The organism is Trinickia dinghuensis (assembly GCF_003367175.1).
GTDB lineage: Bacteria > Pseudomonadota > Gammaproteobacteria > Burkholderiales > Burkholderiaceae > Trinickia > Trinickia dinghuensis.
In genome coordinates, this window is record NZ_QRGA01000018.1 from 171,566 (window position 1) to 195,603 (window position 24,038).

The following is a 24,038-nucleotide window of genomic DNA, read 5'->3' on the forward strand; positions in this document are numbered from 1 at the left end:
GCACTCAGGCCGCGTGCGGTTGCGAGGGCGACTGCGACTGCGATTGGGATTGGGATTGGGATTGGGATTGGGATTGGGATTGGGATTGAGACTGCGATTGAGAGGTAGACGGAGGTTGCGAGGACGCTTGCGAACCCGCTTGCGCTTCGTCGGACGCCGGCTCGGGGGCGAGCGGCACGAGGAAGTCACGGCTGATGCAACTGCCGAGTTCGTTGATGCGCACGAGAAACTCGGTCAGCCAAACATGTAGGCCGCCGCGCAGAATGTTGCCGATCTGCGAAGCGCGCACGTCCGCATGCAACTGCGCGGTCATCGCTTCGGCCTGCGCGGAGCGGGCGTTGCGCACGTGCGTGATGATCTGCCTCAATTCGTCGAGGCTTGCCGCGAGCGAGCGCGGCCAGTCGGCGAACAAGATCAGCAGATTGGCGACGCGCTCGGGCACGATGACGTCGCGATAGACCTTCCGATATACCTCGAACCCGGAGACCGAGCGCAGCACCGCGGCCCAGTGATAGTAGTCGAGCGACTGCGCGAGCGGCTGCGCCAGTGCACTGCCGCGCTGCTCCAGCATTTCGTATTTCACGTCGAGAATGCGCGCGGTGTTGTCGGCCCGTTCGAGAAAAGTGCCGAGCCGCATGAAGTAAAACGCTTCGTCCCTCACCATCGTGCCGAGCTGCACGCCGCGCGACAAATGGGAGCGGAATTTGACCCACTCGAAGAACTCGCACGGATCGCGCTCGAGCACGCCGTCGGCGAGCATACGCTGCGCATCGAGCCACGTTGTGTTGATCGTCTCCCAGAGTTCGGTCGTGATCGAGCCGCGCACGGCTCGCGCGTTTTCGCGCGCGGCCCGCAAGCAGTTGATGATCGAGGAGAGATTGTCGCGGTCGCTCGCCATGAAGGCGATCACCTCGCGGCTCGTCAGGCTCGGATGCGCGGCCGCGTAGATACCGGCGAGCTCCGAGATCGACAGCATCGCGCGCCAGCCGAGCGCCGCATACTCGTCCGACTGCGGCAAGAGCGCGAGCTGATAGTTGGCATCGAGCATGCGCGCCGTGTTTTCGGCGCGCTCGGTATAACGTGCCATCCAGAAGAGATGGTCGGCGGTGCGGCTCAGCATGATGGCTCCGGCGTGGCGTGTTCCGTGTTCCGTTTTCAATAGCAATGTCGATCGGTGCAAGCGCACGTATGCACGTATGCGCGGATTACCGTTCGAGCACCCACGTATCCTTGGTGCCGCCTCCTTGCGAAGAGTTGACGACGAGCGAGCCCTCGCGCAAGGCGACACGCGTGAGACCGCCCGGCACCATGCGCACTTCGCTGCCGGAAAGCACGAACGGGCGCAAATCGATATGGCGCGGGGCAATGCCGCTTTCGACATAGGTCGGGCACGTCGACAGCGCGAGCGTGGGCTGCGCGATGTATTTCTCGGGCTGCGCGACGAGCACGGCGCGAAACGCCTCGATCTCGGCCGTCGTCGAAGCGGGCCCGACCAGCATGCCGTAGCCGCCCGCGCCGTGCGTTTCCTTGACGACCAGCTCTGGCAAATGGTCGAGCACGTAGCGAAGATCGTCCGGCTTGCGGCACATCCAGGTCGGCACGTTGTTGAGGATCGGCTCCTCGCCGAGATAGAACCGGATCATGTCCGGCACGTACGGATAGATGGACTTGTCGTCGGCCACGCCGGTGCCGACCGCGTTCGCCAGCGTCACGTTGCCGGCGCGATACGCCGACAGCAAGCCTGCCGCGCCGAGCGTCGAGTCGGAGCGAAAGACCTCGGGGTCGAGGAAGTCGTCGTCGACTCGCCGGTAAATGACGTCGACGCGCTGCGGCCCCTGCGTGGTGCGCATGTAGACGAAGCCGCCGTCGACGAACAGGTCCTGCCCCTGGACCAGCTCGACGCCCATCTGCTGCGCGAGAAACGCATGCTCGAAATAAGCCGAGTTGTACATGCCCGGTGTCAGCACGACGATCGTCGGATTTTCCGTGCCGTGCGGCGCGGCCGCTCGCAACGTATCGAGCAGCAGGTCCGGATAGTGCGCAACGGGTGCGACGCGGTTCCGCGCAAAGAGATCGGGGAACAGCCGCATCATCATCTTGCGGTTTTCAAGCATGTACGACACGCCGGACGGCACGCGCAGGTTGTCCTCGAGCACGTAGAACTCGCCCTCCCCCGCGCGCACGATGTCGATGCCGGCGATATGCGCGTAGATGTCGCGCGCCACGTCCACCCCTTGCATCTGCGGCCGGTACTGCCCGTTGGCGAGAATCTGCTCGGCGGGAATGACGCCCGCGCGCACGATCGCCTGCTCGTGATAGATGTCGTGAATGAACCGATTCAGCGCGCCCACACGCTGGCGCAGCCCCTGCTCGAGGGCGGCCCACTCGTGTGCCGGAAAGATGCGGGGGATGACGTCGAACGGGATTGTCCGTTCCGTGCCGACACCGTTTGTGTCCTTGGCGCCGTAGACGGCGAAGGTGATGCCGACGCGGCGGAAGTTCAGATCGGCTTCCGCGCGCTTGTTGCTCATCTGCCGCTCGCTCTGCGCGCACATCCACGCGAAGAACTGGCTATAGTGCGCGCGGGCCTCGCCGCACCCGTGGAAGTCGGCGGCCGGTACGCCCGCGATAGCGGGCCCGTCGCGCTCGAACATCTCGCTGAAGAAAGCTTGCTGCATGGCCGATATTCCCGTTCGTTGTTCGGGGCCGTCGGCGCGAAAGCGCACGGCCCCCGGTCGAGCCCGGCTGCCGTCCGTTCAGGGCGCAGCCGTTCGGTATCAAGCATTCTTCGATCGAGGCGGCGGCACGCGGCGGCCGACCTCGGCAGTCCGATCCGAACCTCGAATACGGACTCCCCGTCAAGGTAGCTGGCGGCGAAGCGTTGCGCGATACGGGGAAAACCCGCGTCACCGCTCGGCCTGCATCCAATCAGGGGTTGGAACGAATTTACGCAACTTGTATGCCGATGCCGGCGTGGCGGGCTTGAGCGGGCATCGAATCGCGTGGAGCCACGGATCGGGCCGGTCGTCGCGCACTCGAATGGAGCATGGCCAGCAACGCAAAAATCTGCGCGCACCGAGCGAGAGCAAGTTGGGGAAGAAGCGGAGGGACAACCAGGACGGAGGAAAACGCCCCAAACGACGCGGGGCGCATGAAGCGCCCCGTTTATATAGCAATTGCTTAATTAGCGTTTAGGCGATGCGTGCTTCCGTCGACGGATCGAACAGCACGGCCTTCGAGACGTCGGCGAGCAGCGTCATGTCTTGCTGCGCTTGCGGATTCGAGGCCGGGTGCACGCGGCTGACCGTGCGCTTGCCGTTGATCTGCGAGAAGACGAGCGTGTCCGGGCCCGTCGGCTCGATCACGTCGACCCGCACCTTCAACGGCTGCAGATCGCTGCTATTGGCGTCGTGCGCGCCACGCGCATCGGTGAGACGCTCGGGGCGCAGGCCGAGAATGACCTTTTGCCCGATGCTCGGCTTCACGCGATTGGCTTCGAACGGCAGCTTCAAAACCCCGCGCTCGACACCCGTATCGACTTCGATCCCGACGCCCGCGCCCTGCTCCACGAGCTTGCCTTCGATGAAGTTCATCGGCGGCGCGCCGATGAAGCCGGCCACGAACAGGTTCGACGGCGAATCGTAGATATCCTGCGGCGCGCCGAACTGCTGAACGATGCCGTCCTTCATCACGGCGATGCGATCGCCGAGCGTCATCGCTTCGATCTGGTCGTGCGTCACGTAGACGATCGTCGTGCCCAAGCGTTGATGCAGTAGCTTGATCTCCGAGCGCATCTCGATCCGCAGCTTCGCATCGAGGTTCGAGAGCGGCTCGTCGAACAGGAACATCACGGGATCGCGCGCCAGCGCACGGCCCATCGCCACGCGCTGACGCTGGCCGCCCGACAACTGCCCGGGCTTGCGGTCGAGCAGGTGATCGATCTGCAGCATCTGCGACACGCGATCGACGATCTGCGCCTGTTCCTGCTTCGGCACCTTGCGGATGTTCAAGCCGAACGAGATGTTCTGGCGCACCGTCATCGACGGATAGAGCGCGTACGACTGGAACACCATGGCGATGTCGCGATCCTTCGGCGAGAGGTCGTTGACGACCTTGCCGCCGATTTGGATCTCGCCCTTCGTCACGGTTTCCAGCCCCGCGATCATATTGAGGAGCGTCGACTTACCGCAGCCGGAGCCGCCGACGAGAATCAGGAACTGACCGTCCTCGATCTCGATGTCGACGCCCTTGAGAACGGGCACGCCGTTCGGGTAAGTCTTGTACACGTCACGGATGGAAAGGCTTGCCATGCTGTGAATCCCTTTGTCTCAATGTCTGTCTGATTAGCCCTTCACCGCGCCGGCCGTCAGGCCGCGGACGAAGTAGCGGCCGGCCACCACGTAGACGAGCAGCGTGGGCAGTGCGGCGATGATCGCGCCGGCCATGTCGACGTTGTATTCCTTCACGCCGGTGGACGTGTTGACGAGGTTGTTCAACGCCACGGTGATCGGCATCGAGTCGACGCCGGAAAACACCACGCCGAACAAGAAGTCGTTCCAAATCTGCGTGAACTGCCAAATGAGGCAGACCATGAAGATCGGCAGCGAGATCGGCATCATGATCCGCGTGAAGATCGTGAAGAAGCCCGCCCCGTCAATGCGCGCCGCCTTGACGAGTTCGGCCGGCACGCTCACGTAGAAGTTACGGAAGAACATCGTCGTGAAGGCGATCCCATACACGACGTGAACGATGACCAGGCCGGTGATCGTGTTCGACACGCCGAGCATCCCTTCGAGCCGTGCCATCGGCAGCAGGATCGCCTGGAACGGGATGAAGCAACCGACCAGCAGCATCGTGAACAGCGCATCGGCGCCACGGAAACGCCAGTGCGTGAGCACATAACCGTTGAAAGCGCCGACCGCGGAGGACAGCAGCACCGCCGGGATCACCATCTTCACGGAGTTCATGAAGAACGGCTGCATGCCGTCGCAGCGCACGCCCGTGCAAGCCTGGCTCCACGCCTTCACCCACGGCGCGAAAGTCCAGTGCGTGGGCAGCGTGAGCAAGTCGCCCTGCGCGAGCTGATCGAGGCTCTTGAACGAGGTCGCGAGCATCACGTAGATCGGGAACAGGAAGTACAGCGCGAACAGCAGAAGCGCCGCGTAGATGAACGCGCGTCCGATCGTCATCTTAGGCTGCATTGCGGGTGCTCCTCGATTCCATATACATGAGCGGCACGAGCACGGCCACGACGGTTGCGAGCATCATCATCGACGACGCCGCGCCGACGCCGAGCTCGCCGCGATTGAACGAGAACGTGTACATGAAGATGGCGGGCAGGTAGGTGGAATTGCCCGGCCCTCCCGACGTCATGGCGATCACGAGGTCGAAGGTCTTGATCGTCAAGTGGCACAGAATCAGCAGCACCGAGAAGAACACCGGCCGCATGCTCGGAATCACGATCTTGCGGTAGATGGTCACGAGCCCGGCACCGTCCACCTGCGCGGCCTTGAAGACTTCGCTGTCGACACCGCGCAAACCCGCGAGGAAGAGCGCCATCACGAAGCCCGTCGATTGCCACACGGCGGCGATCACGATACAAAAGATCGCCTTGTCCGGATCGTCGATCCACGAGAACGAAAAGCCCTTCCAGCCCCAATCCTGAATGATCTTCGGCAAGCCCAGGTCGGGATTCAAAATCCATTGCCACGCCGTGCCCGTCACGATGAACGAGAGCGCCATCGGATAGAGAAACACGGCGCGCAGCGCACCTTCGTTGCGGATCTTCTGATCGAGCAGGATGGCGAGCAGAAGGCCCAGCCCGACGCAGATAGCGATGAACGGAATGCCGAACCAGCCGAGGTTCTTGGCAGAGCGCCACCAGACGTCGTTGTCGAACAGCTGCACGTAGCGATCGAGGCCCGCGAACGTGTAGTTCGGCATGAGCCGCGACTTCGATATCGACAAGTAGCCCGTAATCGCGATGAAGCCGTAGACGAATACGAGGCTCACGAGAATGCTCGGCGACAACACGAGCTTCGGAATCCAGCGGTCGGCAAGCGCCGCTAGCGAGGAGGTACGACGCGGCGTCATGTTTTCTCCGGCACCGCTTTGAATGGCATTCACAACTCGACTCCTGAAAACTGCCCCGTGCGATGCAGTGCAGTGCATGTCGCACCGCACGGGGAACATTGCGGGTCGCGCGCGCTTACTTCGTTTGCGCAGCCTTCGCGAGCGCTTCGAGTGCGCTCTTCGTATCTTCGTTCGAGTTCATGAAATGCGTGACGACGTCGGTGATCGCGCCGGCCGTGGCATCGTTCTGCGCCATGCCGTGCGTGAGCGACGGCAGATAGGTGTGAGCCTTGATGGCGGCCTGCTCATCCGAGTACGACTTCTTCGCGCAAGCGTCGAACTTGTCCATCGATACGCCGAGACGCACCGGGATCGAGCCCTTGTAGAGGCTGAATTGCTCTTGGAACTCGGGGCTCATGATCGTCTTCGCCAGTGCGATTTGACCTGCCGTAGCCGCGCTTTGGCCCTTCTCCTTGAAGAACACGAACGAATCGACGTTGAACGTGTAGCCCGTGCCCGCACCCGGCGTCGGCGCGCAAACATAGTCGACGCCCGGCTTCTTGTTCGCGTTCGAGAACTCGCCCTTCGCCCAATCGCCCATGAACTGCATGCCGGCCTTGCCGTTGATGACCATGGCGGTTGCGAGGTTCCAGTCGCGGCCCGTGCGCGCGTTATCCATATACGACTCGATCTTGCGCGTCGTATCGAACACTTGCGCCATCTGCGGCGACGTCAGCGTCTTCTGGTCGAGATCGACGAGCGCCTTCTTGTAGAAAGCCGCCCCCTGCGACAGCACGACGTCTTCCCACAGCGTCATGTCCTGCCACGGCTGACCGCCCGCCGCCACTGCCTGCACGCCCGCTGCCTTGAACTTGTCGGCCAGCGCGAAGAACTCGGGCCACGTGGTCGGAGCCTTGCCGCCCACCTTGTCGAGCAGTTGCTTGTTGATGTACAGCCAGTTCACGCGGTGCACCGAGAACGGCGCCGCGACGTAATGGCCATCCGCCTTCATGATCTTATCGATTTCCGGCGGCAGATCCTTGCTCCAGCCTGCGGCTGCCGCGTCGATCGGCACCAGCACGTCCTGCGATGCCCATTCCTGGATCAGCGGGCCCTTGATGTCGGCCGCCGACGGAGCGTTGCCGGCGATGACTTGCGTCTTGAGCGCCGTCATCGCGGCTGCGCCGCCGCCGCCCGCGACCGCGTAATCCTTCCACGTATAGCCTTGCTTCTGCATATCGGTCTTGAGCACGCCGACCGCCTTTGCTTCCCCGCCCGAGGTCCACCAGTGCAGCACCGTGAGATCCTCCGCATGCGAGGCGGTGGTGCCGAACATCAGACCTGCAGCGCACAGCGCGCCCATGATCGCGCGAACTTTCATTCTTTATCTCCTCCAGACAGCTAACAAGAAACGGTTGCTCCCCGTTTTGAGTTTTAGGGGGAACGGCGGTGGGTGAAACACAACGACACTGAATGGCCAAGCCGCGGACAACGCGCTCGCACGCAGGGCTCAGCCGGTAAAAGCCAAGTCAGTACAGCGTTAGACGACACTCAACGACTGTCTCCTTTTTTGGAATTCGGCTTGCCCGCATCGCGCGGCATCAAGCTCGCAGAGGCAGCGCTGCTCGTAGCGCGCTGCTAACATCGCATGCGCGATGCGACCCCGCTTGAGCATCACATCGCGCCGATCGGGCTCGAAACGCTGTCTCGTACCCTTGCGAGCCAAGCTTTTTGCATCCGATCGACGATCACCTCTTGATTTGGATTGTAGTTAAACTACAATTCAGTGTCAAAATTATTTTTATCGCGCTACAAGACGTCGCAACTTCGAGCAGCCACCCCGAGCAGAACGTTCCTCGAACGCGCCCAGCAACCCTTTGACTTCGGCTTACGACTCATGCAAATCGACTCAGGCTTCACCTTCGTTCTCTTCGGCGGGACCGGCGATCTGTCGATGCGAAAGATCCTTCCCGCGCTGTACGAGGCTCACCGCGCGGGAATGTTGTCCGAGCACGGCAAGATCGTCGCAGTGGCTAGACACGCGGCAGACCGCGACGGCTATATCGAGTGGGTCAACGGCAACGTCAAGTCGCACGTCTCGAAAGGGGGCAAGTTCGACGAAGCCGTATGGCGCGGCTTCCTGGAGCGCATCGAGTACGTCAAGCTCGACCTGGGCAAGCCCGAAGACTTCGCGTTGCTGCGCGACGCGCTCGACAACCACGCCGGCACGCGCGTGTTCTATCTCGCGACGGGGCCGTCGCTGTTCGTGCCGATCTGCCGCGCCCTCGCCTCCGTAGGCTTGAACGAGAACGCACGAATCGTGCTCGAGAAGCCGCTCGGCTACGATTTGCGTTCGTCGAATGCGATCAACGATTCGGTCGGCGAAATCTTCGCCGAAGAGCAGATCTACCGGATCGACCACTACCTCGGTAAAGAGCCCGTGCAGAATCTGCTCGCGCTGCGTTTCGGCAATGCGCTGTTCGAGCCGCTGTGGCGCCGCGAGTGGGTGGAGAGCATTCAGATCACGATCGCCGAGGAACTCGGTGTCGAAGCCCGGGGCGACTTCTACGACAACACGGGCGCGCTGCGCGACATGGTGCAGAACCACCTGTTGCAGCTGCTGTCGATCGTCGCGATGGAGCCGCCGCATTCGATGGATTCCGATTCGGTCCGCGACGAAAAACTGCGCGTGCTGCGCGCGCTCAAGCCGATCGATACGCGCGACATCTCCAAGATCGCCGTGCGCGGGCAGTACCATGCGGGTGTCATCAAGGGCACGTCGGTGCCGGCGTATGCGACCGAGCACGGCGTGAAGCCGCAAAGCACGACCGAGACGTTCGTCGCCCTGAAGGTCGAGATCGAAAACTGGCGCTGGGCGGGTGTGCCGTTCTTCCTGCGTACAGGTAAGCGGCTCGCCGATCGCGTGGCCGAGATCGTCGTCAATTTCCGGCCCGTGCCGCATTCGGCGCTCGGTCCCACGGCGCTGCGTCCCGGCTCGAACCGGCTCGTGATCCGGCTGCAGCCGAACGAATCGATCCGCCTGTACTGCCTGGCCAAACAGCCGGGCGAAGGGATGAACCTGTCGAGCGTGCACCTCGATCTCGCCTTCGATCAGTTCTTCAAGGAAGGACAGATGGAGGCGTATCAGCGCCTGCTGCTCGACGTCATCAACGGGCGCCTCGCCCTGTTCGTGCGCCGCGACGAACAAGAAGCCGCGTGGACGTGGGTCGAGCCGATCCTGAACGAATGGGCCGCCTCGAACAAGCCGCCGAAGCCTTACGCGGCGGGCACTTGGGGCCCGGCCGCCGCGAGCGCCATGCTCGCGCAGCACGGCACCTGTTGGCTCGAAGAAGAGAACTGAAGAATTAAGTTATTGGTTAGTGGCTATTGGTGCGACGAAACGACGAAGCGGCAACGCGGCGCCCGAGCGGCGCAAACGACGACAATGACGCAAGCGGCGCTCGACAGCGCGCGGCGTTGCCGACGATGGTGAACATACAAAAAGCAGTATGGAGGAGAAGTGATCGAGCTTCACGCTTTTGACGACCCGCGCGCCCAGGCAAGCGCGCTGGCCAAGGCCGTGAGCGGTGCGCTCGGCGCATCGCTTGCCGCGGCCCCCGGTACGCGCGCGACGCTTGCCGTTTCCGGCGGCACGAGCCCGCGCCCCCTGTTCGAGGCGCTCGCGCTCGAGCCGCTCGAATGGTCGCGCGTGAACGTCACGCTCGTCGACGACCGCTGGGTGCCCGAGACCGACAACGCGAGCAACGCGCGTCTCGTGCGCGACACCCTGCTCACGCAGGCCGCGGCGGCGGCCCGCTTCGCGCCGCTCGTCGACGTGTCGGCCGCGCTCGACGCTCACATCGCCACGCTGAACGGCGATCCCTCCTACGCGCTGCCCACGGTCGCCGTGCTCGGCATGGGTGAAGACGGCCACACGGCGTCGCTGTTCGCCGACGCCCCGCCGGACGAATGGGCCCACGGACTGCAGACGGCCGACCGCTATGTCGCCATGCATCCCGGTGCCGCACCGCACGCGCGCGTGAGCTTCTCGATGTCCGCGCTCAAGGGCATCGAGCGGCTATTCCTATTGATCTCGGGCGAACGCAAGCTCGACGTCCTCAAAGCGGCCGCATCAGCACCGCAAGAAAACGCCATCTCGAAGCTGGCAAACGACAAGGGAGTCAGACTCGATGTCTACTGGTCTGCAAAATAAAGCTGTTTCGGTACCCGGCGCACGCCAGCACGCCGACGGTCCGCGCCTGCTCGCCGATATCGGCGGCACCAATGCGCGCTTCGCGCTCGAAACGGAACCCGGGGACATTTCGCAGATTCGCGTCTACCCGTGCGCCGACTATCCGACGATCGAAGACGTGCTCAAGAAGTATCTGAAGGATACGAAGATCGGTCACGTCAATCACGCGGCGATCGCAATCGCGAATCCCGTCGACGGCGATCAAGTCAGCATGACGAACTTCAAGTGGGCGTTCTCGATCGAGGCGACGCGGCGCGCGCTCGGGTTCGACACGCTGCTCGTCGTCAACGATTTCACGGCGCTCGCGATGGCGCTTCCGGGCCTGACCGACGCGCAGCGCATGCAGGTGGGCGCCGGCTCGCGCCGGCAAAGCAGCGTGATCGGGCTGCTCGGGCCGGGCACCGGCCTCGGCGTCTCGGGGCTGATTCCGGCCGACGACCGCTGGATCGCGCTCGGCAGCGAAGGCGGCCATGCGACGTTCGCGCCGATGGACGAGCGCGAAGACATCGTCATGCAGTACGCGCGCAAGAAGTGGCCGCACGTCTCGTTCGAGCGCGTCGCGGCGGGGCCCGGCATCGAACTGATCTACCGTGCACTTGCCGGCCGAGACAAGAAGCGTGTCGCGGCGACGGTCGATCCGGCTTATGTCGTCGACCGCGCCCATGCCGGCGACGCGCTCGCGCTCGAAGCCGTCGACTGCTTCTGCGGCATTCTCGGCACGTTCGCCGGCAACCTGGCGGTGACGCTCGGCGCGCTCGGCGGTATTTATATTGGCGGCGGCGTCGTGCTCAAGCTCGGCGATCTGTTCTTGCGCTCGTCGTTCCGCGAGCGCTTCGAGGCGAAGGGGCGCTTTCAGCCCTATCTCGCCAATGTGCCCACCTACGTCATCACGGCGGAATACCCGGCGTTCCTCGGCGTCTCGGCGATTCTGCACGAGCAGTTGTCGAATCGCGCGGGCGGCGGCTCGTCAGCCGTGTTCGAGCGGATCCGCCAGATGCGCGATGCGCTGACGCCGGCCGAGCGCCGCGTGGCCGATCTCGCGCTGAACCATCCGCGCTCGATCATCAGCGATCCGATCGTCGACATCGCCCGCAAGGCCGACGTGAGCCAGCCGACGGTCATCCGTTTCTGCCGGTCGCTCGGCTGCCAAGGCCTGTCGGATTTCAAGCTCAAGCTCGCGACGGGTCTGACCGGGACGATTCCCGTCAGCCACAGCCAGGTGCATCTCGGCGATACGGCCACCGATTTCGGCGCGAAGGTACTCGACAACACGGTATCGGCGATCCTCCAGCTGCGCGAGCATCTGAATTTCGAGCACGTCGAGCGCGCGATCGAGCTGCTCAACGGCGCCCGGCGTATCGAGTTCTATGGGCTCGGCAACTCGAATATCGTCGCGCAGGACGCGCACTATAAGTTCTTCCGCTTCGGCATCCCGACGATCGCCTACGGCGATCTCTATATGCAAGCGGCTTCGGCCGCGCTGCTGGGCAAGGGCGACGTCATCGTGGCCGTGTCGAAGTCGGGCCGGGCGCCCGAACTGCTGCGCGTGCTCGACGTGGCGATGCAGGCCGGCGCTCAGGTGATCGCGATTACGTCGAGCAATACGCCGCTCGCCAAGCGTGCCACCGTGGCGCTCGAAACCGACCACATCGAAATTCGCGAATCGCAGTTGTCGATGATTTCGCGAATCTTGCATCTGGTGATGATCGACATCCTGGCCGTGGGCGTGGCGATCCGCCGCGCCGTACCAACCGACGAAATGACGCAGGCCGTGGCGAAGGCTAGATCGGCCGGCACCGACGACGCCACCGCGGTGCTCGATTGGCTGAGCCACGGGGCGGCATCGTCGGCGGCGGACTAACGCCGGCCGGAGGCGAAAGCCGCCCCCCAACCCAAGCCGGCATCGTCCGTGCAGTGCAGTTGCTTCGAAGACAAACCCGCGTGCTCCCTTAGGAGCCGCGGGTTTTTTGTCGTTTGTGCACCCCGATCTCGGGGTCGCACCACATTTCATTAGATGAATCGAATCGACAACCATCGTGCCTTGCGGCCGCTGTCAAGAGGGATACGAGCCGAACATCGCCACAAAACGTCGATTTTTCTTCAACGTATTCGCAACAATGGTGCATCCGAAAGTGTCGCTCTCGCGCAACAGTTCAAATTTGTAATTAAATACATACTTTCATTCAGCGCCTTGTGTGTCAAGGCACAGCGCGATCCGTCTGCCGAATCAGTCCGTTTCAATATTCGCAATAATCGGCGGCAACTAGTGTTTCTACTAATGAGGATACGGGGGCTAGATGCCTAGTATCGCCTCGACTGCCTGGACCCCGCCGTGGCGCCAACTGCCCAAGAGGCGGCGAAGTCCGCGGCAACGAAATACTTAATCCCGGTTGCTCACACTGCAACTCAACGTCTCGGAGACCTATTTGATGAAAAAGTCGCTTCTCGCACTGGCAGTATTGGGCGCCTTCACGGCACCGGCATTCGCACAAAGCAGCGTCACGCTGTACGGCATCATCGATGCCGGCTTGACGTACGTGAACAACGCCGGCGGCCATTCGAAATTCGCAATGCAAAGCGGCATCGTTCAGGGCAGCCGCTGGGGCATGAAGGGTACGGAAGACCTGGGTGGCGGCACGAAGGCCATCTTCCAATTGGAAAACGGCTTCAACGTGTTCAGCGGCGGTCTTAGCCAAGGCGGCCGTGAATTCGGCCGTCAAGCCTACGTCGGTCTGACGAACGACCAGTTCGGTACGCTGACTCTCGGTCGTCAATACGACCCGGTGGTCGACAACGCGCAACCGACGACGTTCAACGGCCAATGGGGCGCGTTCTTCTCGCACCCCGCCGATATCGACAACACGGATAACGGCTTCCGCGTGAACAATGCGGTCAAGTACATGTCGCCGCGCTTCGGCGGCGTTCAAGGCGAATTGTTCTACGCGTTCGGCGGCGTGGCTGGCGGATTCGGTGCACAGAGCACGATCGGCGCAGGCTTGAACTACACGGGCGGCCCGCTGTACATCGGTGCAGGCTACTTCTTCGCGAAGAACCCGCTCGGTATTAACGCGGCCAATGCAGGCTCGGCCACGGTTGGCAACGACTCGAACTTCATCGGCAACCAAAACCCGGCAGCTGTCTCGGCTACGTCGGGCATCTGGGGCCTGGTCGGCACGCCGACGAACATGCAATCGATCAGCGGTGGTGCAACGTTCACGGCCGGCCCGGTTGTGGTCGGCGGCAACATTTCGGACGTTCGCTTCAACAATGCCAACGGCGTTGCCGGCAACACGGTCCATTTCGACAGCTTCGAAGGATGGGCTAACTACAGCCTGACGCCGGCAACGACGCTGGGTGGCGGCTACACGTTCACGGTCGGCAAGGTCGACGCAACGGGCCAGAAGCCGAAGTATGGCCAGCTGAACCTGATCGCCGACTACCGTCTGTCGAAGCGCACGGACGTCTATGCTATGGGCGTCTACCAGCACGCGATGAGCGGCGGCGTCACGGCCGACATCTACTCGGGCATCATCGGTGCTGCCAGCACGAACAGCAACCAAGTGCTCGGCCGCGTCGGCATCCGCCACAAGTTCTAAGCACAACAACCCCTCACCCGGCTGGGCCTCGGCCCGCCGGCGAAAGGTTGGAGCAGTACTCTCAAAGCGCCCCTCGTGGGCGCTTTTTTTATTCGCGCTTTATCCGCGCCCCTCACCCGCCCCATCGCCCTTACCCGGCCCCTCCGCCCCGCTTTCGGTACAATTGGCGCAATCCTGCCAGCCCGCGTCCGCCGCGCTCGCGCGAGCGTTCGACCCGGCCGGCCCATCGTCGAAACCCATTCCATCCATGTCCAGCAACCAAGCCCTGTTCGAACGCGCCCAACGCACCATCCCCGGCGGTGTCAATTCGCCCGTGCGCGCCTTTCGCTCCGTCGGAGGCACGCCGCGCTTCGTCAAGCGCGCCCAAGGCGCCTACTTTTGGGATGCCGAAGACAAGCGGTACATCGATTACATCGGCTCGTGGGGCCCGATGATCGTGGGCCATGTGCACCCGGAAGTGCTCGAAGCCGTACAAGGGGTGCTCGCCGACGGCTTCTCGTTCGGCGCGCCGACCGAAGCCGAAATCGAAATCGCCGAGGAAATTTGCAAACTCGTGCCGTCGATCGAGAAAGTGCGCCTCGTCTCGAGCGGCACCGAAGCGACAATGAGCGCGCTGCGGCTCGCGCGCGGCTTCACGCAGCGCAACCGCATCGTCAAGTTCGAAGGCTGCTACCACGGCCATGCCGACAGCCTGCTCGTCAAAGCCGGCTCGGGCCTGCTGACGTTCGGCAATCCGACCTCGGCCGGCGTACCGGCCGACATCGCCAAGCACACGACCGTGCTCGAATACAACAACACGCAGGCGCTGGAAGAAGCCTTCGCCGCCTTCGGCGACGAGATCGCCGCCGTGATCGTCGAGCCGGTCGCCGGCAACATGAATCTCGTGCGCGGCAATCCCGAATTCCTGCAAGCGCTGCGGCGCCTCTGCACGCATCACGGCGCCGTGCTGATCTTCGACGAAGTCATGTGCGGCTTCCGCGTGGCGCTCGGCGGCGCGCAAGCGATGTACGGCATCGCGCCCGACCTCACCTGCCTCGGCAAGGTGATCGGCGGCGGCATGCCGGCCGCGGCGTTCGGCGGCCGGCGCGACATCATGTCGCTGCTCGCACCGGAAGGCGCCGTCTATCAGGCGGGCACCCTGTCGGGCAATCCGGTCGCCGTCGCGGCCGGGCTGAAGACGCTCGAGTTGATTCAAGCGCCGGGCTTCTACGATCGTCTGGCGGCGAGCACGGCACGGCTCACGAACGGCCTTACCGCCGCCGCGAGCGATGCGAGCGTGCCGTTCTGCGCCGATGCCGTGGGCGGCATGTTCGGTCTTTACTTCACCGAGCAGATACCCGCGAGCTTCGCCGACGTCTCCCGCAGCGACATCGCGCGCTTCAACGTGTTCTTCCATCAGATGCTCGACGCCGGAGTGTACTTCGCGCCTTCGGCCTACGAGGCCGGCTTCGTGTCGAGCGCGCACGACGACGCCGTGATCGACGCGACGATCGAAGCGGCGCGCGGTGCGTTCGCGGCGCGCGCCGCTTAAGCCCTAAGCGCACCGCTCATGTTCTCCGAAGCCGATTTCATCCATATGCAGCGCGCGCTGACGCTCGCGGCGCGCGGCATGTACACGACGACACCGAACCCGCGCGTAGGCTGCGTGCTCGTCAAGGACGGCGTGGCGATCGGCGAGGGCTTCACGCAGCCGGCCGGCCAGGATCATGCCGAGGTGCAGGCCATGAAGGACGCACGCCGGCGCGGCCACGATCCGCAAGGCGCGACGGCTTACGTCTCGTTGGAGCCGTGCAGTCACTTCGGCCGCACGCCGCCGTGCGCGCACGCGCTGATCGATGCGCGCGTCAAACGCGTGATCGCGGCGATGGAAGATCCGAATCCGCAGGTGTCGGGGCGCGGCTTGGCGATGTTGCGCGACGCGGGCATCGACGTGCGCTGCGGCCTGCTCGCCCATGAAGCACGCGAGTTGAACATCGGCTTCGTGTCGCGCATGACGCGCAAGCGGCCGTGGGTGCGGATGAAAGTCGCGGCCTCGCTCGACGGGCGCACCGCCCTGCCGAGCGGCGAAAGCCAATGGATTACAGGCGAAGCCGCGCGCGCCGACGGCCACGCGTGGCGCGCACGCGCTTGCGCGATTTTGACGGGCATCGGTACCGTGCGCGAGGACGACCCTCAGTTGACGGTGCGCGACTTCGCGACGCCGCGGCAGCCGCTGCGCGTACTCATCGATAGCCGGCTCGACGTACCGTTGACTGCGCGGCTGCTCGACGGCGTGCCTCCGCTCGTGTTTTGCGCGGGCATCGACGAGCGCAATGCCGCGCATGCCGAGGCGCTAGCGGCACGCGGCGTCGAAGTCGTGCCGCTGGCCAATTCACACGGCAAGGTCGATTTGCCCGCCATGTTGAAAGTGCTTGGCGAACGCGGCATCAACGAATTGCACGTGGAAGCCGGGCATAAGCTGAACGGCTCGTTGATACGCGAAGGGTGCGTCGACGAACTGCTGGTCTATTTGGCGCCTAGCCTGCTCGGCGCGGGGTCGGCCGGGATGTTCGATGTGGTCGCGCCGGCGGCGCTCGAGGCACGAACCCGGCTCGTTTTTCATTCGATCGACCGCGTCGGCGACGACTTGCGGATCTTGGCTCGACTGCAGGCGCAATCGCAAACGCCGTCGACGGAACATTGAACACAGAAGGAACGCTCAAGATGTTTACAGGAATCGTCGCGGCTGTCGGCCGTATCGAAGCAGTGAAGCCGCTGGGAACCGATGCCGACGCCGGCGTACGGCTGACGATCCATGCAGGGGCGCTAGATCTAGGTGATGTCGCACTCGGCGACAGCATTGCCATTCAAGGCGCGTGCATGACGGTGGTGGAGAAGACGGCACGCACGTTCGACGTCGATGTTTCGCGCGAAAGCCTCAATTGCACGGTCGGCCTGACCGAGTCGGGTGAGGTCAACCTCGAAAAGGCGTTGACGGCGCATGAGCGCTTGGGTGGGCATATCGTTTCGGGGCACGTCGATGGGCTAGGCATCGTGGTGCGATTTGAACCCGTCGGCGAATCGCACGAGTTGCGCGTGCTTGCGCCGCGCGAGATCGGGCGATACCTCGCATACAAAGGTTCGATCACCGTGAATGGCGTGAGCTTGACCGTCAACAGCGTGGACGATCGAAACGACGGGTCTGAATTCTCGATCAACTTGATCCCGCATACGGTTGCGGTAACCACGCTTAGAAACCTGACGGCCGGTGATAAGGTCAATCTCGAAGTGGATTTGATCGCGCGGTATGTGGAAAGGATGCTGTCATCGGCGTCGCTCATGGGACGCTCGTAACGGGTTAATCCAGCGCGAGTTTCGCGTTTAGTCGCCTGCCAACTTACGCGACGATCCGTTGCCGGAACCACTCCGCCAAGGCATCTTCGTCGAGCGTGCCGGCAGCAACCGTTTCCATGGTCTTAACGGCGTCGGCCGGATCAAACTTCAGCCGATAGCCGTTGTCTGCCAGGAAAAGGCGCGCAACGACCCAGGCAGTTCTCTTGTTGCCGTCCGTAAAGCCGTGATTCCGCGCTAACCCATAGGCATACGCAGCGGCGAGCGCCGCCGCGTCCGCACGCGCATAGATATCGAGATTTTGCGGCCGCGCCAGTGCCGACTCCACCGCGCCTTTGTCACGCACGCCATCGAGCCCACCATGCTCAGCAAGCTGGCGATCGTGGATTGCGTAGGTTAGATCCGCACGCACCCAGCGCCATTCCCTCATTTGGCCAGTGCCCTTAAGATATCGCGGTCATCGTGCATGATCTCTTCCGCCAGCTTCATCTGGCGTTCAAAATCCGGGTTGTACGGCGTAATTCGGTAGCCGCCTTCGGGCGCCTCGGTCAAGTACACAGTATCGCCCTTCTGCACCTTGAGCCTTGCCATCGCCTCCTTGGTAAGGATGAAGCCAGCCGAAGCCCCGACCGTGGTGACCTTGAATGTAAGCATGATGCCCTCCGCGCTATATAATTTTCATTATATAGCAATTGTTCGAAGGACAAGGATTGAACCGCTCCTCCACCGTTGACATCCGAGAACAGAAAGGTGGCTATCCCATTCGCAACGCTGACATGACACCCGAGACCCGCGAACTGGAGCGTTTGCGCGCCGAAAATGCGCGACTCAGGGCCATGCTCGAAGCGCACGGCATCGATTTCCGACAGCCGTTGGCCGAGCCAGTGGCCTCGCAGCAGGCTGAGGCGCTCCGGCTCAGCACGGACGAAAAAGTCGCCTTGTTTCGCCGGCTGTTTCGGGGTCGTACCGACGTTTATCCGGTCAGATGGCAAAGCACGGCTGGCAAATCAGGATACTCACCCGCTTGTGCCAACGAGTGGAGACCCGGTATTTGTGAGAAACCCCGGATCAAATGCGCCGATTGCGGCCACCGCCTCCTGATACCGTTGTCCGACGAGATCATCTATGACCACCTTGCTGGTCGGCACACGATTGGCGTCTACCCCTTGCTGGCTGACGATACCTGTCATTTTCTTGCCGTTGATTTCGATGACGCCGACTGGCGGGAAGATGCTCAGGCTTTCAGGTCGTCATGCGCTGAACTAGGCATACCAGCCGCGTTGGAAATCTCACGATCCGGAAACGGCGCGCACGTCTGGATTTTCTTCCGATCAGCCGTACCCGCACGGGATGCGCGACGCTTAGGCACTGCCGTCATCAGCCACACATGCGCGCGAACCCGGCAACTGAAGCTGGCATCCTACGACCGCCTCTTCCCTAATCAAGACACGATGCCGAAGGGGGGCTTCGGCAATCTCATTGCACTTCCTCTGCAAAAGACGCCGCGCGAGCAGAATCGCAGCGTTTTCGTCGACGGGGACCTCCAACCCTACACCGACCAGTGGACCTACCTCGCGTCGATCCAGTCGATGGCGACTGACGCTGTCGAGCAGGCCATCATGGACGCTACGGGCGGCACGCATCCCCTCGACGTAACCTTCATCACCGAGGAGGACCAGGCGGAACCGTGGAAAGTGCGCAAAAGCCAGCAAGACACACTGCCGGGTCCGATGCCGGCTTCGCTATCTGTCACCGCAGCCAATCTCGTCTATTTCGAGAAAGCACGTATCCCCCAGCCTCTGCTAAACAGGCTGATCCGTCTCGCTGCCTTTCCAAATCCCGAATTCTTTAAGGCCCAGGCGATGCGCTTCCCTGTCTGGGATAAACCACGAATTATCGGCTGTGCGGAAAACCATCCGAAGCACATCGCTTTACCGCGCGGATGTCTCGACGCTGCCCGCAGGTTGCTTCGTGACAACAGAATAAAGTGCGAACTTCACGACGAGCGGTTTCCGGGCGAACCCCTTGATGTCACCTTTTCAGGCTCGTTGCGAGCCGATCAGGAAGAAGCTGTCACGGCGATGCTTCGGCACGATACCGGGGTGCTATGCGCTCCAACCGCATTTGGTAAAACAGTAACCGCGGCGGCCTTGATCGCTCGGCGGGGTGTGAACACATTGGTCCTTGTGCACCGAACCGAGCTACTTCGGCAATGGCAGGAGCGACTACAGGCGTTTCTCAGTGTCGGCAAAGGCGTTGTCGGCACAATTGGCGGTGGAAAGGCGAAGCCCAGCGGGAGAATCGATATTGCCGTGATGCAATCGCTCTCACGCCGCGGGGACACGAGTGAGCTGATCGAGCAGTACGGGCACGTGATCGTGGATGAATGTCACCACCTCTCCGCGGTCTCATTCGAAGGATTGCTGAAGCGGGCTCGAGCGAAATATGTACTCGGGCTAACTGCGACACCAATCCGCAGAGACGGCCAACATCCGATCATATTCATGCAATGCGGACCTATCCGCCATACTGCCTCGCGACCGGACGCCGCGCCACACGACCTTGAGGTCGTTCCCCGAATTCAGTCGTCGACGATTGACCTACCTGCCGAGGCTGGTATTCAGGATGTATTCCGGCATGTCGTTACCGATCCGCACCGTACAGCCGCCATCGGGGATGAAGTGGTCGGCGCGTTTTCCAGTGGGCGCAAGGTTCTCGTTCTGACCGAGCGCACCGAACACGTTGCGGCCATCGAACAAGTTCTGATCGGAAAAGTCGGAAAGATTTTCACACTGCATGGGCGCATGCCGAAGAAACAACGAAATCTTGTCATCGCCGAACTCGAAGCGCTGCCGGCCGATGCTCCGCGAGTGATTCTGGCAACTGGTAAGCTCGTGGGCGAAGGCTTCGACCATCCCCCGCTTGATACGCTCGTCCTCGCAATGCCCATCTCGTGGAAAGGGACGCTTCAGCAATACGCTGGAAGACTGCACCGAGAGCATGCAACGAAAGCCGATGTTCGCATCCTCGATTTCGTCGACACAGGACATCCGGGCTTGCTTCGGATGTGGGACAAGCGGCAAGCAGGATATCGCGCAATGGGCTATAGGATAGAGCAAGCCACCCCGGCCCATCGGCTTCTGTAGTGGACGATCAAAGGTCAAAAGCAGGAAGGTTCTGCGGGCTACAACCCGGGGCGGCAACTGCTGCCCCCGAAAAGTAGATTGAAACGTGAGCGAATACCAGTACTACGAATTTGCCGCAATTGACAGACTGCTTACCGCGCAACAACAGACTGAGTTGCGAAGCCTCTCCACGCGCGCGACGATTACGGCCTCGAGCTTCGTCAATGAATATCACTGGGGCAACCTCAAAGGCGATCCGCTCGACTGGGTGGAGCGCTATTTCGACGCCCATGTCTACTCCTCCAATTGGGGCAGTTGTCGCCTCCTGTTGCGGCTACCGCAGGCGATATTCGATGCGCAGTCGCTGCTCGATTACACCAGGCACAGCGGCCGGGCAGCACGTTCGCAATTCGCGGATGCATTCAATGTCGTCGACAATGGCGAACATTGCCTCCTCGACTGGTGGTTCAACGATGACTCTGGAGAATACGATCGCTTCTCGGAAGAAGCTGACGGCGAAGGGTGGATGGCCCGGTTGCTGCCCATCCGCGACGAACTGATTAGAGGCGACACACGCCCGCTTTATCTCGGCTGGCTAGCACGGCTACGTAACGGCGAGTTGCGCGACGACGATCGTGAACCACCATTGCCGGATGGACTCAAGACACTGACGCCCGCGCAGAACGCTCTTGCGGAATTCCTGATGCTCGCCCCCGATTGGCTCGCCGCCGCGGCAGAAAAGAGCCCTCCATACGCTGCCGCCTCAGACGTTAATGAGCGGCTCGATTCCTGGCTGCTCGAGTTGACGGAAAATGAAATGCGGGCAGCGCTACGCATGCTGCTCGATGGGCGGAACCAGGAAGCCGAGCGAATCCTTCGGCGCCGGTTCCTCGCGTGGGAGCAGGCACGGGTTCCCAATCGCGTTGCGAGCCCAGCCCCACGACGGGTAAGCGAAATTGAGGCGCGGGTCAGTTTTCATCGCGGCGTTCGCGAACAACGGGAACACGAAGCGCGTGAGGCCGAGGAAGCACGACGCAAAGCAGCGCGCTCGAGCTACCTTGCGTCGCTTCTTGAAGACGAAGACAGCACTTGGTCCACCATCGATTCGAAGCTCCAGCGTGGATCGGGATCGTCCTACGACCAGGCTTTCCGCGCGCTGCAGGAGCTTGCCGAGGCGTATGCAAGCGTCAAACGCGATACGATTTTTCGACGTCGGCTTGTTAGACTGATGGCGCAGCACGGAAAGCGCGGCGCCTGGGTTGCCCGGTTGACGAAGGCGGGATATTTGTGGGAGCCAAAACGGTGAGCGACGAAAGTACTAATCGCCCTCGATGCGGACGGAGTACAGCGAGGGACCTTCCATCTTGTGATGCGTCTCGTGGCATCCATTGCGGTCTCGCTACAACCACCGCTACTTGACGGCATTTTTGACGGTATACGAGCGACTTTTCTCGCCTCTGCCTATGCGGGACAAGCCTTTCCCACCAGGCTCAACATAATCGCGCGGTATGTCGAAAGGATGTTGTCGACGGCGTCCTCGGATAAATCGTTGCGTTGACGTTTTTTGCTATCCGCGAAGGGAAGCGGCATAAGACACAACAACACGATCAAACGACCATCCACAAGTGCGTTAAAGGGCGAAGCGGGGCCTCGCCCTTCAGGGTGCGGAATTTATTGGCTGTCCGCACCTGGCTTTTGCGCGATAGGCTTGCCGCGCGTCCAGTCGATAAATCCATTGAGCATCGGGTTGAATAGCGGGTCATCGAGACCGGCCATATTAAAAGCTGTCTTGTCGATCGACAAGACAACCTTTCCGGTGCTGGCATCCGTCACCTTTAGGGTTCCCTCGAACATGTAGCCGCCCTTCCACACCGCGTTCGGCTCAACGATCAAAAACGGGCCGATCTCCTTGCTGAGATTGTTTAGCCCAACCAAGTCCGAGACGCTCGGTACCTTGCTGCCTAGATTGCGCTCGATGACAATTTGCTGGATGTCGTCCTTCGTCACGACCTTCTTGAACGTATGCATCGATTTGAAAGCAGATTGGAAAAAATCCACGAAGCGGGGATTGGGTGTCTCGGCATCGACTTTCAAATACAACATTTGCTCGTAGGCGGGATCGAATTTCTCAGCAACCTTCACATCTGCGGGCTTGAGGGCACTCGTCGATGCGAACAAGCCTGTCGTGGCATTAGGTGTCTGCGCTTGAAACGTGGCATTGCAACCCGCAAGCAGGCCAGCAATCAGTAAGCAAGTCGTAATGCGAAGCATAGATCCCTCTCGAATCATTGTGGTTATTGGCTGCTCTTATATCGGCAAATCGACTTGAAACTTAAGTTCCGAGAATGCGGTCGGGCGAGGTGATCGCGCTTCGATCCCGGGCAACGCGTCCCGCTACGCTGAAATTGTTTGGGTGCAATGGAGAAACAGCATAAAAAAGGGAACAACATGCATCGATGGAAAGTGTACGCCCATTGTGCTAACATGACGTACCTCTGAAGGAGGAATTCTTATGGGCACATCTACCCGCTCTGCCCGCTTGGGTTTGCGGGCCACGCCGCAGCAGGAAGCAGTGCTGCGCCGTGCCGCCGAGATCGCGCACAAATCAATGACCGATTTTATTCTCGACAGCGCCTGTCAGGTCGCCGAACGAACCCTGCTCGACCAACGTTTGTTCTTGGTGACTGAAAGCCAATCGCAAGCACTGCTTGACATGCTCGATCGGCCGCCCCAAGACAATGCGGGCTTGAAGGAATTGTTCTCCCGAACAGCGCCTTGGGAGAACTGATGCCGCTGTCCGCACCGCAAGCTCTAGGCGCCAGCCATGTCCTGGACGGCTTCGATTGCGGCAAGCCCGGCCTGAATGACTGGCTCCTGCGCCATGCGCGGCAGGCCCAGTCTAGTGGTTCGGCCAAGACTTACGTCGTTACCGAAGATCAGCGCCTAGTCGGATATTACAGCCTGGCCGTGGGGCAAATCGATACTCTGGAGGCGCCTGATCGTGTACGCAAAGGGATGGGAGCCTATCCAATCCCTGTTGTCATCCTTGCTCGGCTAGCGGTAGCAATGCAGGATCATGGGCGGGGCGTCGGGATCGGTATGCTGCAAGATGCAATCCGGCGCACTGTAGCCATCGCCGAGCAAGTCGGCGTTCGCGCGCTGCTGACACACCCGATCGATGAGGATGCAGCACGCTTCTATCTGCGTTTCGGGTTTGAGGCCTCGCCGGTGCGAGAACAGCAATTGCTGCTGTTGCTCAAGGATGCCCGTCGACTACTCACGCCTGCTGCATCAGGCAAACCGAAGTAGAGATCGATGAGGTCATCGTCTATTGACGTCTCTTTACAGCCTCGTTGATGTGACGGTATTTCTGACGGTATACGCAAGCGCCACCGAACCGGTCGCCTTGCGCGACAAGCATCTCTGGCCGGCCTCAACATAATTGCGCGGTATGTCGAAAGGATGTTGTCGGCGGCGTCTCCCACGAAACTCATATGATTCGTTGAATCAAAAACGGCAACCAATTCGGAGAGACGGCTTGAGGTCTGTTCGGGTCGACGAAGCCCCGAAAGACTGATATGACTCCCGGTGTCAATGGGGATCGGTTTTTCGGTTTCTCTGGTTCAGATTGCTGGAATTTCCTGAGGGCGACGTAGCAGTAAA

Annotated in this window: 20 protein-coding genes; 11 read left to right on the forward strand and 9 right to left on the reverse strand. The window is 61.7% G+C overall.

Annotated features, from left to right (window positions below):
* Positions 1–4: 4 nt before the first annotated feature.
* The 6 genes from DWV00_RS27820 to DWV00_RS27845 all read right to left on the reverse strand — a co-directional run bounded on the left by DWV00_RS27820 (position 5) and on the right by DWV00_RS27845 (position 7,453).
* A complete protein-coding gene (locus DWV00_RS27820) occupies positions 5–1,120 on the reverse strand; it encodes an alpha-E domain-containing protein (protein ID WP_115536836.1) in 1,116 nt (371 codons plus the stop codon).
* 85 nt (positions 1,121–1,205) lie between these two features.
* Positions 1,206–2,678, reverse strand: a complete 1,473-nt coding sequence (locus DWV00_RS27825; protein WP_115536837.1) for a circularly permuted type 2 ATP-grasp protein — start codon at positions 2,676–2,678, stop codon at positions 1,206–1,208.
* Positions 2,679–3,191: 513 nt separating this feature from the next.
* Positions 3,192–4,310: an ABC transporter ATP-binding protein gene (locus DWV00_RS27830; RefSeq protein ID WP_115536838.1), complete on the reverse strand. Its 1,119-nt coding sequence runs from the start codon at positions 4,308–4,310 to the stop codon at positions 3,192–3,194.
* A gap of 33 nt (positions 4,311–4,343) precedes the next feature.
* Positions 4,344–5,201, reverse strand: a complete 858-nt coding sequence (locus tag DWV00_RS27835) for a carbohydrate ABC transporter permease (RefSeq protein WP_181885607.1) — start codon at positions 5,199–5,201, stop codon at positions 4,344–4,346.
* A complete protein-coding gene (locus DWV00_RS27840; protein ID WP_425452847.1) occupies positions 5,191–6,126 on the reverse strand; it encodes a carbohydrate ABC transporter permease in 936 nt (311 codons plus the stop codon). Before DWV00_RS27840 ends, DWV00_RS27835 begins: the two co-directional genes overlap by 11 nt.
* 82 nt (positions 6,127–6,208) lie before the next feature.
* Positions 6,209–7,453, reverse strand: a complete 1,245-nt coding sequence (locus DWV00_RS27845; RefSeq protein ID WP_115536840.1) for an ABC transporter substrate-binding protein — start codon at positions 7,451–7,453, stop codon at positions 6,209–6,211.
* A 516-nt stretch (positions 7,454–7,969) separates the two neighbouring features.
* Here DWV00_RS27845 and zwf point away from each other — a divergent pair.
* From zwf to DWV00_RS27880, 7 genes are all read left to right on the forward strand, one after another.
* Positions 7,970–9,433 (forward strand): glucose-6-phosphate dehydrogenase, encoded by a 1,464-nt coding sequence (gene zwf, locus DWV00_RS27850; RefSeq protein WP_115536841.1) that lies wholly within the window; start codon positions 7,970–7,972, stop codon positions 9,431–9,433.
* A 159-nt stretch (positions 9,434–9,592) separates the two neighbouring features.
* Entirely contained in the window at positions 9,593–10,285 is a 693-nt protein-coding gene (gene pgl / locus DWV00_RS27855) for a 6-phosphogluconolactonase (RefSeq protein WP_115536842.1), read from the forward strand.
* Entirely contained in the window at positions 10,263–12,185 is a 1,923-nt protein-coding gene (locus tag DWV00_RS27860; RefSeq protein WP_115536843.1) for a bifunctional transcriptional regulator/glucokinase, read from the forward strand. Before pgl ends, DWV00_RS27860 begins: the two co-directional genes overlap by 23 nt.
* A 568-nt stretch (positions 12,186–12,753) precedes the next feature.
* Positions 12,754–13,920: a porin gene (locus DWV00_RS27865; RefSeq protein ID WP_115536866.1), complete on the forward strand. Its 1,167-nt coding sequence runs from the start codon at positions 12,754–12,756 to the stop codon at positions 13,918–13,920.
* 247 nt (positions 13,921–14,167) lie between these two features.
* Positions 14,168–15,451, forward strand: a complete 1,284-nt coding sequence (gene hemL / locus DWV00_RS27870; protein ID WP_115536844.1) for a glutamate-1-semialdehyde 2,1-aminomutase — start codon at positions 14,168–14,170, stop codon at positions 15,449–15,451.
* 18 nt (positions 15,452–15,469) lie between these two features.
* Positions 15,470–16,603 carry a bifunctional diaminohydroxyphosphoribosylaminopyrimidine deaminase/5-amino-6-(5-phosphoribosylamino)uracil reductase RibD gene (gene ribD / locus DWV00_RS27875; protein WP_115536845.1) on the forward strand — a complete coding sequence of 378 codons (1,134 nt, stop codon included), beginning with the start codon at positions 15,470–15,472 and terminating at the stop codon, positions 16,601–16,603.
* A 20-nt stretch (positions 16,604–16,623) separates the two neighbouring features.
* Positions 16,624–17,253, forward strand: coding sequence for a riboflavin synthase (locus DWV00_RS27880; RefSeq protein ID WP_115536867.1), 630 nt, complete (start codon positions 16,624–16,626; stop codon positions 17,251–17,253).
* A 43-nt stretch (positions 17,254–17,296) separates the two neighbouring features.
* On the opposite strand, the gene DWV00_RS27885 is transcribed toward DWV00_RS27880, so the two are convergent.
* Both DWV00_RS27885 and DWV00_RS27890 read right to left on the reverse strand, forming a co-directional pair.
* On the reverse strand, positions 17,297–17,680 hold the full coding sequence (locus DWV00_RS27885) for a type II toxin-antitoxin system death-on-curing family toxin (protein ID WP_115536846.1): 384 nt from the start codon (positions 17,678–17,680) through the stop codon (positions 17,297–17,299).
* A complete protein-coding gene (locus tag DWV00_RS27890; protein ID WP_009889671.1) occupies positions 17,677–17,904 on the reverse strand; it encodes an AbrB/MazE/SpoVT family DNA-binding domain-containing protein in 228 nt (75 codons plus the stop codon). Before DWV00_RS27890 ends, DWV00_RS27885 begins: the two co-directional genes overlap by 4 nt.
* 56 nt (positions 17,905–17,960) lie before the next feature.
* Here DWV00_RS27890 and DWV00_RS27895 point away from each other — a divergent pair, with 56 nt between their 5' ends.
* Both DWV00_RS27895 and DWV00_RS27900 read left to right on the forward strand, forming a co-directional pair.
* Entirely contained in the window at positions 17,961–20,396 is a 2,436-nt protein-coding gene (locus tag DWV00_RS27895; RefSeq protein ID WP_342767012.1) for a TOTE conflict system archaeo-eukaryotic primase domain-containing protein, read from the forward strand.
* Positions 20,397–20,481: 85 nt separating this feature from the next.
* Positions 20,482–21,681 carry a hypothetical protein gene (locus DWV00_RS27900; protein WP_245965065.1) on the forward strand — a complete coding sequence of 400 codons (1,200 nt, stop codon included), beginning with the start codon at positions 20,482–20,484 and terminating at the stop codon, positions 21,679–21,681.
* A gap of 365 nt (positions 21,682–22,046) precedes the next feature.
* Here DWV00_RS27900 and DWV00_RS27905 read toward each other — a convergent pair whose 3' ends face one another.
* Positions 22,047–22,646, reverse strand: a complete 600-nt coding sequence (locus tag DWV00_RS27905; RefSeq protein ID WP_115536847.1) for a hypothetical protein — start codon at positions 22,644–22,646, stop codon at positions 22,047–22,049.
* 241 nt (positions 22,647–22,887) lie between these two features.
* Between DWV00_RS27905 and DWV00_RS27910 the strand changes: the two genes are divergently transcribed.
* Positions 22,888–23,163, forward strand: a complete 276-nt coding sequence (locus DWV00_RS27910; RefSeq protein WP_115536848.1) for a type II toxin-antitoxin system TacA family antitoxin — start codon at positions 22,888–22,890, stop codon at positions 23,161–23,163.
* Positions 23,163–23,684 (forward strand): GNAT family N-acetyltransferase, encoded by a 522-nt coding sequence (locus DWV00_RS27915; protein WP_115536849.1) that lies wholly within the window; start codon positions 23,163–23,165, stop codon positions 23,682–23,684. The genes DWV00_RS27910 and DWV00_RS27915 overlap by 1 nt, the downstream gene beginning before the upstream one ends.
* The last annotated feature ends 354 nt before the right edge of the window (positions 23,685–24,038 follow it).